The organism is Moorena sp. SIO4A5 (assembly GCF_010672005.1).
Taxonomy (GTDB): Bacteria; Cyanobacteriota; Cyanobacteriia; order Cyanobacteriales; family Coleofasciculaceae; genus Moorena.
Genome location: NZ_JAAHHZ010000003.1, coordinates 338,546 through 353,542 on the forward strand (window position 1 = coordinate 338,546; position 14,997 = coordinate 353,542).

Consider the following 14,997-nt stretch of genomic DNA (forward strand, 5'->3'; position numbering starts at 1 on the left):
AAACAAAAATATAATAATGTTGCTTAAATGATATCAAATTTTCCACAAATAATCAAAAAATACCTAGGAAAACTACCTACTGATGATTATCCAGTCCTCAATACTTTCCTATTTGTATCAACCTGGTTATAATTTGTCTTAGATTGGCCTTTGGGCCACGCTACGCGAACAAAGTCAAACTAGTATGAGGAGTTTATTTAAGCGTTTGAATGTACGCGGCATAGAGGTAGACATATCGACTTTCTCTAAGGCGAGCAAAGTTAGAAATCCATTCGCGTAGCGTGCGCCAATGCGCAAGGTGTTTTATAATTTGTTCGTTCAATTAAGAAAAACTCTACATAAAAAAAAAAAAATAGGGAAGAATAAATTAGCATTATTTCCGATTGATTCGACTATAGTAACATTAACAATAAAGCTGTTATGGAGCCAAGGATTTAATCAAGTAAAATTATTCAGTGGCTTAAATTTATTAACAGCAGAGCCAGGAGTAATAATGATTCATTTTGGTCAAGGTCATGATAGTAAATATGGGGATAAGACAATAGAATCAACTCCAGAAAACGGAGTTGGTGTAATGGATAGAGGATTTGCGAGCTTGGAGAGAATAAAAAATATTAAGACAAAATATAATCGTTATTTTGTTTTGAGAATTAATAACAATTTAAAGCTATAAATGTTGGAGGATGACCAGTACATAATTGGAACAGGTAAAGATCAAGTAAAAGTGAGATTAGTCAACTTTTGTGACCTTGAAACTAAAACTGAATTTAGACTAGTGACTAACCTACCAGAAACAGGTGAAGCAGGAAGAAGTAATGAAGATATTGCGGATTTTTATCGTTTATTTGAAGTTACCGTAAGAGAGTGGAGCCTTTATAGGGACAGGTTATGGGTAATAGTTTTAAGTTATATGAATAAGGCTCCACTCTCTAAGGTTTCGTCTCCTTGGATGGCAAATAGAGTTGTTCTGGAAGTTTTTGAAAATGAATCTTAAACTCGAAAAATTAATAACAAAAAATATTAATGGTATTGAAATAAAAATATATAGCTTTCTGATCGCTTAATTGTTATTACAATTGGTTAATATTCCTCATAAATTTGGAAATAACTTATTAGATAACCTTCGATATTTACAAGCTTTTATGTGTGAAAATATTAGCTATGTACATTGGTTTCATAAGATGGTGTTCTCGTGAAGCTATCTGGTGTGTTATAGGTGTAGTGTATCTAATTTTAGGTACATAACTCTCGGGATTCAACATTTATGGGTGTGGAGTGATAGTAACCATTAGCTGTTCGCATAGCGCATAAGCTGAATCGCTTAGAAATTAGCAACAAAGAGTATTTTATTGATTTGCTGTTATTTCATCGCCATCTCAAATGTTTGGTAGCCATCGATTTAAAAATCGGGGATTTTTTGTCGTAATATATAGGCAATATGGAGTAGCTCAGAGTGATGAGGTGGAATTTTGAATCAGTTTATGCTAGCAGCATTTAAAGAAGCTCAGATAGGTTTCCAAGAGGGAGGAATACCGATCGGTTCAGTTGTGGTTAAGGGTGGTGAGATTGTCGGGCGTGGACACAACAGGAGAGTTCAAAAAGGTAGTGCAATCCTTCATGGTGAGATGGATGCTCTTGAGGATGTTGGCTCTCAACCTGCTTCTTTTTATCAAGATGTCGTTTTGTACACTACATTCCATGTAGTATGTGTACTGGCGCGATTTTGTTGTACAAGATCCCTCATGTTGTGATTGGGGAAAACAAAACTTTTTTAGGTGAGGAAGAATTACTCCGTTCTAGAGGTGTTATTGTTGACGTTTTAAACGACGATAGTTGCTATCAATTAATGCAAGACTTTATTCTGAACAACTCTAAACTTTGGAATGAGGATATTGGTATTGTCTAAGCAGTCAGCAGTCAGCAGTCAGCGGTCAGCTTTGTGGCACAGGCTTTGGCCTTGGCCAAAAGGCCACGCTACGCGTTTGGCCACGCTGTGCGAACGACGCTGGGAGGTAACTCAGATTAAAAGAATGCTTACCTGTTTGATTCAGAAGCTGTTCGGTGTAGCGTGCCCATAAGCTGATAGCTGATACGCGACACGCTGATAGCTGATAGCTTACCTATGATAATCGCTATAAACTTAGTAAATTCAGGGATTGAACGCCGTCTTAGGGAATTTAACAGCAAGTTAATAAATTATTTTATACAGTACTGCATCGGTTTTTCCATCGATTCCAGTTTCAAATATCAACTGAAAAACATCAAATATAGCACTTGTAAAACCTGCGCTACCATACCCTGTCGTAAATTCATCCAAACCCTCGGGCTGTAAAGCTCTCTAATGATAGATCGTGGAATTATTAAAAAAAATTAAGTTCTCGTATCTATTGATACATGCTAAAATATCAGAGGCGATCTAGGTTCTTTTATCTATCAGGGCAACAGGAGCGATAAGAATGAAAGTTGATGTACAACCTCAACAACTGATCTATAAACCAATTACTACGAAGGCTGAGCTGAGGGCATCTCTTCAGGCAGCATTGTATCTAGAGTTTGCGACCATTCCTCCCTATTTGACAGCTGTTTATTCCATGAAAGATAAATCAGCTGAAGCCTATCAAATCATCAGAAGTGTGGCTTTGGAGGAAATGTTGCATATTAATTTAGTATGCAATTTGCTACTGGCTATCGGTTATAGTCCTCTATTTGTAAAACCAGCTAGTGATCCGTTTGAGGATAAGGTTCCTTACATTTCTGAACTCAAGTATCCTAACTATATATTGCCGAAGTTCTACGACGGTCCCTATGTGCAAATTCTGGCAGCATCCCCAGAATTAATCAAACAGACATTCATGGCGATTGAGGAACCGATGCAGTTTAATCAGCCCCTGCCAGCAGCAGGAGAGAGATTTACCAGCATTGGGCAAATCTATCAAGCCATTAAAGAAGGGTTTAAAACTCTAGCTCCAGATGTTTTTACTGGAACTCCTGACCATCAGAAAACTAACTACTACTTTGGCAGCGGTGGTGGAAAAGCGATCAAAGTAACCAATCTCGACACTGCTGAGCAAGCAATTGAGCAAATCGTACAACAGGGAGAAGGAGCAACTCCTCCGACCACACAGTATCGGCCTAAGCAACCCTATGGAACCTATAACCGATATGGTCATCGTAACGATGGTACCTACGGTCCAATTCTAGGCACTCCATTCGAGTTATCTCATTACTTTAAGTTCAGGGCTATCGCAGACGGTAAAATCCCCCTGCCATCAACTTATCCGATGTTACCCAATCCCTCAATAGAGAAGTTTAGTGAGGAATATGCTAAAAAATTGGCTAGTCAATTCCAAGACAACTATAGTCTGATGATCCAAGCGTTGGAACAAGCCTTTGCAGACAATGCAGACACTACAGCCTACTTCACAACTGTTGTGGAGCTGATGCAGAGTGTATTTCCACCAGTGATCACTCAGTTAATGAAAACGCCAATTTCGGCAGATACCAACTCAACTCTTGGTCCTACGGCTGGTCCTTGCTTTGAATATAAAGCAGGAGCAAGCTGTATGAGTATGATCACTAAGGTGAGTGAATTCAAACAGAAATGTCTTCAACAGGATGAAGTCTCACGCTCCATGGTAGATACTTGGCAGAAAGTTGAGGAAGCTCTTCAAAAAATAAGCAAAAAAATCGAGGGAACTCCCCTAGAGAAGCACTTGTAGAGAAGTGTTTAGAGAAGCGCTTGTCAAGCCTTTGATAAAACCCCAAGTAGAGCAAGTTTAAATGCTGAAACTATTGCTGATAGTGCTAGTGCTGGTAGTGCTGCTATCTCTGGGATGGCTCGTATTGCCGAAAAAATGGAGGATAATCCTGACAGGAGGAAAAATGGTAGTTAAGTATAAAATTCAACCCGCAATCGGTATTGCTCGTGTTGGTAATAGCGAAGAGTATTATCTAGAACCAGAAACACGAGGAGGACTTCCCATAAAAACGGATCGAAGTCCCTTTGAAAAAACTGACTTCCGAGATGGCAAAGGCAAACTGCGTCGCCAAGCAGCCCGTTTTCGCCTTTATCAATACACCTACTCAAAACCTGATGGTAAATTGATAGAAGTAATAGAAGTTACTCAGTCAAATATGGAGTCTCTGGGGATAAGTAGTATTGATTGGACTGTTCATTTAGCTAATAAAAAAGCTAGTTGGTACGAGTTCCAGACTATGAACGGTGAAAATGGATACGCTTCTAATCATCCTTTACGTAACAAAGATTATCCAGGCGATCGGACAAATCTGTTCATTGATTTCGGTCCAAGAAGCTTATCGTTAAATTCATTAACTTATTTGCCATCACAGGCGCAGGAATTTGACGAGAATTCTAAACCTGCGGGTTATCCTAGTCGCTATCCTTCGCAGGACCTATATGACGGTTCTAGCACAACCGTGACCATTAGTTCCTTAGGAAAGGTACTAATAGACTCTGAAAGTAGACTAATTGTAGTAGGAGGATACGGTAAAGCGGGTTCGAGCAACCAAAATCCAGAGATTACCGATTATGCTAACAATGACGATTGGTGGGATGATACCTCTGACGGACCAGTTTCTGCAACAATAACCTTTACGGAGACGGGAAAGGCTCCAGAAGAAGCATCCCCGGCTTGGGTATTGGTGGGGCCACCTGCTTATGCCCCGCAGATTGTCAATATGATCGCCCTGTACGATACCATCTTTGATGTGGCGGTGCGGGAGATGGAATACCGCCCAGATATTTACGAGGATAGTTTGTGGAAAAAGGGTTCTACAGGATACAAAGCGGACTTCCAGGCGGACATCAAACCCATTCTCGACCATGCTTCCATGATGCCCTGGGTAGTTGCCATACCGCGCAAACCCCACACCTTTGACACTCAGTTATTAGGAAATCCCAGTCCAGAGTACAACGGTCTGCGGGCATACTTTTTTGACCAAATCCGGGCACCAGACCAGAAAAATACCCTGAAATCTCCGAAAACTGGCTATCCGATGATGCCCTATTTGGCAGGAGACGATGCCACTGGTTCCAGCCAGAAGTCAAAGAAGTATCTGACCTTAACAGACACCCAATATTTCATGCTTCAGCAGTGGGTAGAGGGATACTTTGAAAACACTACACCACCAACTCCTCAGGTAGCAGATCCTGGTGAAGAGCTTACCCGTGCTAGCTTGGAAAACTGCGTGGGAGGGGCTTTTTCTCCTGGAATCGAAATGACCTGGATTTCACGGAATCCCAAGATTTACTCGGAACCTTTCCGGATTAAGAAGAAAGCCATCGACTACAGTGAAAATAAGCCCCTTAGCTTGGGTATGAACTTGGACGAAGGTGTTGAGCCAGGGGATATTACCAAGTTTATGGCTTTGCCTTGGCAGGCAGATTTCAATGAGTGTTCTATTCAACCTCTTGACCGTATTGTTTGGTGGTGGCCTGCACAGCGCCCATACTTTGTCTATCCGGATCTGAGGGATGGTCAAGTTCCTATCGAGGAGCTCAAGGATAATCAGATGCCTTGGGTAGGCACTGACTACGACCAAAATGCTAGCGATTACGTTATGTTTCCCAATGACATAGAGATGGTTCAGAAGTGGCATGAACTGGGATTTGTGTTAGAAGTTTCAGCATATGATGATTGGGATAGTAATTGGCCTACACCCTATTACGCTGAAGTAGCCAGAAATTTAGCTCGTGACTAATCGCCTCCTTTCGGAGATTGATATTGCCATTATCGGTGGTGGTCCGGCAGGGGCTGCCACTGCCCTTGCTCTCCAGAAACAGGGAGCAAGACCGATTGCCATCTTTGAAAAATCTCAGCAGGATGATTTTCGAGTTGGTGAAACTATCTCCCCCAACACCCAATCGATTTTAAAGGAATTGGGGGTACTGGACTCTTTTCTAAAAGATGGTCATCTGCCATCGTTAGGTAGTAGTTCGGCTTGGGGCAGTGCCCAACTTGGATTTAATGATTTCTTCCTCTATCCTGGTAGACAGGGTTGGCATTTAAAGCGATCGCGTTTTGATGCTTCTCTGGCGGAGTCGGCAGCAGATGGGGGTGCCTTCCTCATGCGCCAGACTAAGGTAATCCGATGGGAGCAATTAAGGGATGGCAAATGGCTTCTGACCCTACGTAGTAAAGACCGTGGAGAATTTCAGGTCAAGGCGTCTTTTGTGGTTGATGCCAGCGGACGCCGTAGCCTATTTGCCATTAGGCAAGGAGCAAAGCCAGTCCGGATCGATCAGCTGATTGGTGTTGCCTGTGTCTTCACTTTTGAAACAGATGCTCCCCAAAATTACTACACTTTAGTAGAGGCAACGGAATTGGGTTGGTGGTATGCTGCTCGTCTACCCAATCAGCGGGTGATTGTTAGCTTAATGAGCGATCGCAAATTGCTGCAGCAATACGGACTGCTGCAATTGCCCAATTGGACAGCATATCTCCAGAAAACTCAGTACGTGCAGGAGTTAAGTGCTAACGCTTCTTCTCAATCCAGGCTTTTGATTCAGCCAGCCTATTCTCAGTATTTAGATCAGATCACTGGTGATGGCTGGCTAGCTGTTGGGGATGCAGCTTGTACCCTAGATCCCCTATCGTCGGCTGGTATTCACAAGGCGTTGCAGTCGGGAATTAAAGCAGCTGATGCGATCGCAGATTATTTTAAAGGTAATTCTCAAGCTTTGAGCACCTACGAATCTCAAGCCCTTCACCAGTTTGAATTGTATTTAGAAGACCGGCGTAAATACTATGCTATGGAAACTCGTTGGTCTAATTCCCCTTTCTGGAAAAGTAGAAGAGGTGGTATTACTCTTGCCCCCTCACAACCCCTTCTTTTTCAAGAATCACCTCAAATTACCAAAACCTTAACGGGATTGACCATGTACCTACCGGCTAAGGATTTACGCTTGCTCTGTAATTTCTGTACCTCTGGCAACATCGCAAGTGATGTCGTTTCCAAATTCCTCACCCAAACACATCACCAAGTTTCTGCCTACCGAGTTATTGAAGCACTTCAATATCTATTAGAACAAGAGGTAATATCAGCTTTGCCCTTGAAGAGATAGTTATATCATGTCCGGTTGAATACTTACACGAGGCGCGAATCAAAGGCAGAGGGCAGAAGGTAGAAGGCAGAAGTAAAGGAGTAAGGTTTCAAGGGAGAAGGTTTTTTATCACTAATTATCCGGACATGATATTAGTCGGTAGAAGTGTTGCATAGGGAATATATAGCAATCCTAAATCATTGTCTTGATGCAGTCGCTCATGGGGGAAACCCCCAAGACCGCTTAGGTGCGCTTTCCGTAGGCGAATTAAATTCGCCACGGGTCGCACCTCTGCATCGCTTGTAAAATCACTGGACTTCTTAAAAACTAGCTCTAACTCCGGTATCATCTGCCTTCTGCCTTCTGCCTCCTGCCTTAAAGCAGACCATTTATTTCACGAATCAGATAGGATTGCTATAGGTGTTCAGCAATCACCTTGTGATAGATCTTGATCATCTGATCTACCTTAACTTCCCAATCAAAATGTTGCATAACTTTCTTTTGGCCCATTCTTCCCATATCAAGGCGTTTTTGGGGTGAGTGGGCCAGCGTCAGCATTGCATTGGCAAGACTATCAATAAACTCCTCTCTAGAGGAGGGTTCTACAAGAATTCCACAAGAAGTATCGAGATAATCTGCTGGGCCTCCCCAATTAGTGGCAATCACTGGAAGTCCCTTTGCCATTGCCTCAAGCACCACTGCCCCACCACACTCTAAAAGACTCGGTAAAACAAACACATCAGACTGCTGTAATTGCTCTGAACACTTTTCCTGAGAAAGCCAACCAGCAAAAAATACTTTACCAGTATTGTGGATAGTTGTGGATAAAATATTGAGTTCTTGTGCTTGTTTCTCTAATTGATCCCGCTCTGTACCATCACCAATAATAGTTAAGCTAATCGGAAAGTTTAGGGATGCTTTTTTAAATGAAAGCAGCAATAAATCAACGCCTTTCCAGTCCACAAGCCTACCGATAAAAACATAAAATGTTTTTATCGGTAGGCTTGTGGACGCAGATTTCAGAGGTTTAAAGATAGATAAATTTACACCGTTTTCTACTATTTCAATGACTTGTTTACATGCGACTTTAGGTAGTGCTTTTCGGGTTCGCTCATTTGCCACTATTAGTAATGCTGCCTGTTTCTTTCCAGGTATCAATTGGTTCATAATATTCGAAAACTTCCGTCCCAAAAATATGGTAAAGTTGACAGTTTTATTTGGGAGTTTATGAAAACCTGGAGGATAGTCCATACCACCATTCATAGGACCAATAATTATCGGTACACCCATTCCAAACAGCATAGATGGTTCTTTGGGGGATACTGGAATCGGTTGATGAATAATATTGATCTGCTCCTGCTTAACAATACGGCGAATGATTTGCCGCTGGGTCAGCTGGGTCAAAAGACGCATAACCAGCCCTAGCGTAAAGTAGGATAAACGGGTAGGCAGTAGACGACCTAACTGCCACAACATACGATGCCAAATGGTGTCAGGAACATAAGCAATATGTTGATCTTGGGGAAATAATGCCTCTAATTCTGCACGAGTGCGTTCGTGTACGACTAACCAGGTAGGAATTCCTCGTTGGCGCAAAATTCGATAGTAATGTAATGGAAGAGCTGCTTCACCACCAAACTTTGCAGATGCATGTTCCGCTGCAATCAATACTCGAAGGTTCATCTTATATACCCTATATTCTGTGCTCTGTTTATGCACTAGCACCCGGGATTGACCTTTGGTCACGCTACGCGATGCGACCTAGGAGCCGCTAAAAGCGATCGACTACGCTTACTTTGTCACTATAATTACCTAATACAGGGTAAATCTATATTGTCAATAAACTACTAATATTTCTTAATAAACCCGGCCTTATTGTGCTTGTTGACAATGGATTTTCCACATATAGTATTTATTTAATTACAAAAAAACTAAGCTGTTGCAGATTTAAATTGGATATTATTCAGTTATCAAAAAAACCGTCAAACCCTCTCCCGTGCTCCCATTCCCCCCTTACTAAGCAGGGCGGTTTTTTGCGTCCTGCTAAAATTTAATTGGTGGGGAAGTGGGCAGATAGGGAGATCGGGAGATAGCGGTGCGACCCCGCGCTTTTTCAAAGCTAAGCGTGAACGCGCACCGTGGGTAATTTTTATTAATAAAAAGGTATTGCATAACCTGAAAAAAACCCTCTCCCCATTACCTATTACCTATTACCTATTACCTATTACCTATTACCTATTACCTATTACCTATTACCTATCTCCAAAGTAAAAAACCTACCCCTGTGAGCTACTCCCTACTCCCTACTCCCTACTCCCTACTCCCTACTCCCTACTCCCTACTCCCTTTTCCCTTTCCTAAAACCACCTTTAATACCACGGTTTGGATCGCGAAGTTGGATATTATCTTCTAGTTCAAATGCACAAGGTAGTTTGGCAGACCAGCATAGCTCATACTCTTCTGGAGAGATATCTTGTGGAGAAAAATAATTAATACCATTGACTTGTTTTTTTACTAAATCTGACGTCATCATATGGGGAGTTATAATCAGTCTAAAGGTCGCCATTTTGCCTTGATTTTTGCCTTGAAGTAGCTGAGCAAAATAACCAGACTGTTAATGATCCCTAGATTCGATAGGGTGTTAAAAATTGAGAGGGGATAGTCGTAGAATTTACCCTGGTAATAAATCCGTGACATGCGGGGAACTTTGATAAAGTCTTCCCCTAAAACCTCTTGCCAACGCTGATGCGCTGCTTCTACTTTGGTATAAAAGCGATGACCACCAATATCGAAGCGATAGCCTTTGTAGACTTCGGTGCGAGCAATACCACCGACTTTATTGGATTTTTCTAGAACGATAGGTTTAATGCCTTGTTTAACCAGGTCATAGGCAGCAGTCTTATCCTCAATTAATCTATAGCAATTGTGTTGATCATCACATCGTCAAACATGGAACTATAGCGTTTATATTAGCTATGAGGTACACATTATTTTTTACCTATTACCTATTACCTATTACCTATTACCTATTACCTATTACCTATTACCTATTACCTATTACCTGCTCCCTGCTCCCTACTCCCTAAAAACCAGAGATTTGTACCTCATGGGTATAAGACTTGCTATAGTTAATCTCCAAAAAAAATATATCCCACATTCCTCACGAAGTGAAGAATGTGGGTTCAGATTCACACGGTAAGCAATAGCCTACCCTAGCTAATCAAAATTACCTTAATAAGGGGGGAGCCATACTCAAAGTCCCCCTTTTTTAAGGGGGATTTAGGGGGATCTCCGAAGCAAGAAGACACGCCCTAGTGCTAATTAAACGATGTGATGTACAACTTGCCAGTATTCTTGTCGATTACAATACTTTCTAAATCTGCACCAGCAGGAGCAGTAGAAGCATCAGGAAGTTCAGTGATCTGAATGGTAATTGGATTCTTTGAAGTAGAGTATATTTTCAGAGGGCGATTCTTAGTATCGATATTATTGATATTGCCGTATGCTCCTACAATCATGTAACTTGTAGCATTTTCAGTTGTACCAAAGTTAACACGTGGTCCTCCACCTGTAGCTCCAGAGTTAGAGAATTTTGCCTGATATGCAGCATTGGCTGGGGATGCAGCACCAACCAAGGTAAAACATACCAACAATAACGAAACCACAAGATATGCAAACTTTTTCATGATAATTTTATCCATTTTTTTGAATGGGGTCTCTAACAGTAATTATTACCAATTCGGCTTCTACGAAAACTATATTTTGGGATATATCCAGAAATAGTTTTCGGAGTATCAGATGCCAGCACTGGTTAGATAATTAACCGCCAGAACCAAACTATCAAAGCCTAGAGAGTATGTCAAGCTAATAATAAATTAACTATTAGTTAACTAAACTTGAAAATTTAGTTATTTTAAATAGTTTATGTAGGGTGGGCAGTGCTTGAAACAGATAACATAAGCAAGTCAATCCCGTTGCTAGGCACTGCCCAGCAACGGGATAGTAATAAGTAATAATTAAAGTGAATCATTAACCATTACAAAAAAAATTAGGAATGATTAATCTTAGCAGTATAACTGTTGCCCAAGTAGGTGAAACTTAAGCATTAAGCTATCAGGTATCAGCCATCAGCTTATGCGCTACGCGCACGCTGCGCGAACAGTTATCAGCCTATGCGCTACGCGCACGCTGCGCGAACAGCTTTCAGCTTATGCGCTACGCGCACGCTGCGCGAACAGCTTTTGAATAAAATAAGCTGACGGCTGACGGCTGACGGCTGACGGCTGACGGCTGACAGCTGACGGCTGATAGCTTACAAATTAGCTCAATTTCGCTCGAATTATTTCCACCCGTTTCCGATTAACTCCCAAATCAGATTTTCCTAAACGGGAGGCGGAGCGAACATGGATTACCTTAGCACTGTCATCCAACAAAAACTCTACATCATCCACAAATCCCATTAAAGGAGTAGTGAATTGTGCGTAGAGATAGTTGTCTTTCTCTTCAATAACTTGTGTTCGTTCTAGGTTTTCAATCACAATTTTAAGCTTAGCCATTGCTTCGGTAGGGGTTGAGTTGTAAGCTAAAGGTTCAATACCATGCTCGGCATCTTGGCTATAACTGCTGACACAGTTAGGTGTATTTGGGCAAGGTGCTAATTGCCCTGAGGACTGAATCCCAATATTGGTAGGTTGTTTTCCTGGAAATTTCATCAACGATTCTCCTGAAAGGGCAAAGGTAGCTCCTATGGCAAAAATAGCGACTAATACTAACGATATCAATACTTTTAGTATTAGTCTCAACGGTGATAGTTTTTGGGTTTGTACAGTCATACAGCGTTTGTATCTGGGTTGTAAACACAATTGCTGAAAAAGGCAATAGGCAAAAGGCAATAGGCAAAAGGCAATATTGGAAAGAGATCTGGAGTTTTATTGGACAATAAAAAAAGACCTCCTAGGTTTACATCTCAAATACAAACACACACTATAGTGTATTAGTGTGTCTGTATTATTAATACCATGTTTGGTTGACTAATAGCGATCAAAAACCATCACATTACGCTCCAGGTACGGAGAAGCTCAGGGTCAAGGGTGTTTCCTCACCTACAGGTTTAAGGACTAAAGTTGCTACGAGTGTATAACGTTGCTGACGAGAGGGAGGCTCAAAATCTATGGCCTTGATTTCTTCTATCCGAGTTTCCTGAGCTAGACACTCACGGATATAGAGATTAGCAAGGGAGCGAAGACGATTATTATTTTGTTGACCCACTAACAGGTGGAGCCGTGACCCATAATTAGGATGTCCCAAAGGGGCGAGCTCCCCTTTACGGGTGTAAAGGCGATTGAGAATTGCCTGAGCCAAATTATCTAAACCTGTCGCTGTGGCCAAGTCACGATTGACACTTTTAAGGTCTACTAATTGTCGCTCAGAAATAAATTGTCCGCTGTGGCGGCGAGTGAATAATAAATCTTTTTCCATTTGGTGATGGGGAATCGGGAATCGGGAATCGGGAATCGGGAATCGGAACCCACCCCTAACCCCTCCCAGGAGGGGAACGGGAATCGGGAATCGGGAATCGGGAATCGGTAATGGCTGATGGCTGATGGCTGATGCGGAATTTTGCGATCGCACTCAATGGTTTGATCAACAAGAACCTGTAGCGATTGCCTAGGGCAGCAGCTTGCGCTGATCGCAATTGTTTTCCAATCATACAACGATATAGAGGCGGATTCGCCCAATACTTGGCAGCTCAATGATAACTTCACTCAACCCGCCCTATAGTCAAACCGGGGCAGGTTTCCTTGATTCCCCATTCCCCATCACCCATTACCCATTACCCATTACCTATTACCCATTACCCATTACCCATTACCTATTACCCATTACCTATTACCTATTACCTATTACCTATTACCTATTACCTATTACCTATTACCTATTACCTATTACCTATTACCTATTACCTATTACCTATTACCTATTACCTATTACCTATTACCTATTACCTATTACCTANAAAGATTACGGTGCCTGAGGATGAACTAAAACCCTACAAACAACAGTGGCAAAGGTCTGAATCTCTTCCCAAATGGGATGTTATGATTGAGCCTATCTAATGGTACCTTATTTATTTGCAAGCCCCTAAACTGTCCATTGGTATCTTCAGTTGTTTTTAGAAAGCTAATCTGTTCGCCCTCTGCAAACAGTACTGGCAACGGTGAGTCTGGGTTCGGTGTTACATCTGGAAAATCAAAAGCTTCTCCTCTTGGGGGCGATGTTATCTTTGGGAAATCAATAAGTGGGAAATCAACAGCTTGTGCTTGGTTAATAGTTATTGTTTCTTCTGTTAGATTATCTGTTATTGTTTCTTCTGCTGTGTGTGAATGTAGACCGTGTGCTCTTACTTGATAGCTAACCCCTAAAGTCAGTACCAACGAGATAGATAAGTCTAAACCAAACTTAGCTAATTTCATTATGGATATCTCCTTTGAAATTGGTAATCTTACACTGTTCGCAACCCATCCTAATATTCCTTTATACGGGAAGCCAATGGTCTGTTTTTTTACTTATATCGAACTCAAAGGATAGTGTCAATTATAGTAAGCAGGTGCACAAAATTAATTACACATTTTACAAAACTCAAAGCCCTACGATGTAAGGGTTACAGAGATTGGTAGTAGGAAATTAATTTTGTTTAGGTGCTTACATCTCGCTCTGGTTTAATTTTTCGCTTTAACGTTAACATTGACAACAAAGCACCAAGTGCTAAAATTCCCGATGTACCAGAAGCTTCAGGTATTGATTTATTCTGTCTTAACTCTGGAACCTGCCTAAACAAAGCGACTAAATCTTTCGCATTGTTATCCTTTAATATCTGGGGATCGAGGGGTTCAAATATAGCATCTTCTCTCAGATACTCATCCAAAATATTGTTTGAAACTCCTCCAAATTCTGGGAATCTATCTGTCCATTGTTGAGCCCACTCTAAGTACTCTAAGTCAATCTCGTTATTAGGCGGTATCGCTGCAGATGGAGTTTCTACCAATCTCCCAAGTTCATCTTCTAGAAAAAACTGTTCGAAACCTCCATCAGTATTTGTAAGACGACGCCAAAAGTGTATTAATATAGCTGTTTCATCCGTATTATTTTGATATCCATGCAAACGATTGTCAGGACTATAAACCAGTTCTCCAGTGCCAATGTTAACAGTATTGATCTGCTCTTCAAGAGGGGCATTTACTCCGGGGATATCTCCATCTTCATACTCATTATTACCTAAGAACCAATCTATATTACCCTTAAGAACCCAGTACCATTCATCCTCCCACCAGTGAACGTGAGCGGGGGCACCAGTTCCAGGTGGAACGAAAGCAACACCAGCAGAGAAGGGAGTATCAAATTCACTGGTACTTATCGTATTGGTGATCGGTTGATCTAAGCTAGAAACCTCTGAACCAATAATATTAAACTGAAAAGCGTTGCCTCCAAGAGACGCAACCCATTCACCAAGTATTGTATCAGGTATCTTAAGATCCTCAGGCAAGATAAATACATTGGGCAACGTTGAGTCATCTTCTACACTTAGTCGATCTTCTAATTGTTGAGTTATGGCGTTGATGTCTGCTTCTGTTATTGGTAATTCGGGTAATCCTTGAAGATACTGTTCAACTAACTCGTCTGTTGTTTCTTCTGTTAGGACTTCTGCTTGTGTGTGTGTGTGTAGACCACCACCACCGTGTGCTTTTACCTGATAACTAACTCCTACAGTCAAGACCAAGGTGGTAGATAACCCCATGGCAAAGTTAGCTAATTTCATTTTTTCTCTCTCCTTTTTCATTTAACAATCTTGGGTAGTTTGGAAACCTTTAGCTTTAGCTACATAAAAAAAAGATATAGCCGATAAATGAGGTTATCTCCGGCCTGAAGGCGCGGAG

The 14,997-nt window shown here is 41.5% G+C and carries 14 protein-coding genes and 3 pseudogenes; 9 read left to right on the top strand and 8 right to left on the bottom strand.

The features are described 5' to 3' along the window. Nucleotides 1-27: 27 nt before the first annotated feature. The 8 genes and pseudogenes from F6K57_RS03795 to F6K57_RS03830 all read left to right on the top strand — a co-directional run. Nucleotides 28-841, top strand: a pseudogene (locus F6K57_RS03795) (transposase); the annotation flags it as partial. 109 nt (nt 842-950) lie between these two features. Further along, nucleotides 951-1,196 (top strand): annotated as a pseudogene (locus F6K57_RS03800) (IS4 family transposase); the annotation flags it as partial. A 158-nt stretch (nt 1,197-1,354) separates the two neighbouring features. After that, the gene (locus tag F6K57_RS03805) at nt 1,355-1,426 is read left to right on the top strand and encodes a hypothetical protein (protein ID WP_293065044.1); all 72 of its coding nucleotides are present in this window, start codon (nt 1,355-1,357) and stop codon (nt 1,424-1,426) included. Between the two features lie 43 nt (nt 1,427-1,469). Then, entirely contained in the window at nt 1,470-1,751 is a 282-nt protein-coding gene (locus tag F6K57_RS03810; protein WP_293064930.1) for a nucleoside deaminase, read from the top strand. Between the two features lie 132 nt (nt 1,752-1,883). Further along, nucleotides 1,884-2,078, top strand: a complete 195-nt coding sequence (locus F6K57_RS03815) for a hypothetical protein (RefSeq protein ID WP_293064932.1) — start codon at nt 1,884-1,886, stop codon at nt 2,076-2,078. 378 nt (nt 2,079-2,456) lie between these two features. Further along, nucleotides 2,457-3,719 (top strand): ferritin-like protein, encoded by a 1,263-nt coding sequence (locus tag F6K57_RS03820; protein WP_293064935.1) that lies wholly within the window; start codon nt 2,457-2,459, stop codon nt 3,717-3,719. A gap of 61 nt (nt 3,720-3,780) precedes the next feature. Further along, entirely contained in the window at nt 3,781-5,721 is a 1,941-nt protein-coding gene (locus tag F6K57_RS03825; protein WP_293064938.1) for a LodA/GoxA family CTQ-dependent oxidase, read from the top strand. Beyond that, complete coding sequence (locus F6K57_RS03830; RefSeq protein ID WP_293064941.1) at nt 5,714-7,084, top strand: tryptophan 7-halogenase; 1,371 nt, start codon at nt 5,714-5,716, stop codon at nt 7,082-7,084. The genes F6K57_RS03825 and F6K57_RS03830 overlap by 8 nt, the downstream gene beginning before the upstream one ends. Nucleotides 7,085-7,199: 115 nt before the next feature. Here F6K57_RS03830 and F6K57_RS03835 read toward each other — a convergent pair whose 3' ends face one another. Together F6K57_RS03835 and F6K57_RS03840 are read right to left on the bottom strand one after the other, a co-directional pair. Next, nucleotides 7,200-7,343, bottom strand: a complete 144-nt coding sequence (locus tag F6K57_RS03835) for a hypothetical protein (RefSeq protein WP_293064944.1) — start codon at nt 7,341-7,343, stop codon at nt 7,200-7,202. 134 nt (nt 7,344-7,477) lie between these two features. Further along, the gene (locus F6K57_RS03840; protein ID WP_293064947.1) at nt 7,478-8,809 is read right to left on the bottom strand and encodes a glycosyltransferase family 4 protein; all 1,332 of its coding nucleotides are present in this window, start codon (nt 8,807-8,809) and stop codon (nt 7,478-7,480) included. Nucleotides 8,810-9,347: 538 nt separating this feature from the next. Here F6K57_RS03840 and F6K57_RS03845 point away from each other — a divergent pair. Further along, the gene (locus F6K57_RS03845; RefSeq protein ID WP_293064951.1) at nt 9,348-9,476 is read left to right on the top strand and encodes a hypothetical protein; all 129 of its coding nucleotides are present in this window, start codon (nt 9,348-9,350) and stop codon (nt 9,474-9,476) included. A 161-nt stretch (nt 9,477-9,637) separates the two neighbouring features. On the opposite strand, the pseudogene F6K57_RS03850 reads toward F6K57_RS03845, so the two are convergent. The 6 genes and pseudogenes from F6K57_RS03850 to F6K57_RS03880 all read right to left on the bottom strand — a co-directional run. Beyond that, nucleotides 9,638-9,973 (bottom strand): annotated as a pseudogene (locus F6K57_RS03850) (NAD(P)-binding protein); the annotation flags it as partial. Nucleotides 9,974-10,380: 407 nt separating this feature from the next. Further along, entirely contained in the window at nt 10,381-10,764 is a 384-nt protein-coding gene (locus F6K57_RS03855; RefSeq protein WP_293064954.1) for a hypothetical protein, read from the bottom strand. A 618-nt stretch (nt 10,765-11,382) separates the two neighbouring features. Continuing rightward, on the bottom strand, nt 11,383-11,844 hold the full coding sequence (locus F6K57_RS03860) for a DUF1499 domain-containing protein (RefSeq protein ID WP_364301132.1): 462 nt from the start codon (nt 11,842-11,844) through the stop codon (nt 11,383-11,385). Between the two features lie 274 nt (nt 11,845-12,118). Then, nucleotides 12,119-12,694: a DUF2634 domain-containing protein gene (locus F6K57_RS03865; protein ID WP_364301135.1), complete on the bottom strand. Its 576-nt coding sequence runs from the start codon at nt 12,692-12,694 to the stop codon at nt 12,119-12,121. 410 nt (nt 12,695-13,104) lie between these two features. Next, nucleotides 13,105-13,536, bottom strand: coding sequence for a hypothetical protein (locus F6K57_RS03875; RefSeq protein WP_293064963.1), 432 nt, complete (start codon nt 13,534-13,536; stop codon nt 13,105-13,107). Between the two features lie 221 nt (nt 13,537-13,757). Beyond that, nucleotides 13,758-14,879 (bottom strand): cupin domain-containing protein, encoded by a 1,122-nt coding sequence (locus tag F6K57_RS03880; RefSeq protein ID WP_293064965.1) that lies wholly within the window; start codon nt 14,877-14,879, stop codon nt 13,758-13,760. Nucleotides 14,880-14,997: the final 118 nt, after the last annotated feature.

Excerpts from the sequence above, each read along its gene's own strand:
- F6K57_RS03815 (WP_293064932.1), top strand. The coding sequence starts at position 1,884 with ATGAGGATATTGGTATTGTCTAAGCAGTCAGCAGTCAGCAGTCAGCGG.
- F6K57_RS03820 (WP_293064935.1), top strand. The coding sequence starts at position 2,457 with ATGAAAGTTGATGTACAACCTCAACAACTGATCTATAAACCAATTACT.
- F6K57_RS03825 (WP_293064938.1), top strand. The coding sequence starts at position 3,781 with ATGCTGAAACTATTGCTGATAGTGCTAGTGCTGGTAGTGCTGCTATCT.
- F6K57_RS03855 (WP_293064954.1), bottom strand. The coding sequence starts at position 10,764 with ATGGATAAAATTATCATGAAAAAGTTTGCATATCTTGTGGTTTCGTTA.
- F6K57_RS03875 (WP_293064963.1), bottom strand. The coding sequence starts at position 13,536 with ATGAAATTAGCTAAGTTTGGTTTAGACTTATCTATCTCGTTGGTACTG.
- F6K57_RS03880 (WP_293064965.1), bottom strand. The coding sequence starts at position 14,879 with ATGAAATTAGCTAACTTTGCCATGGGGTTATCTACCACCTTGGTCTTG.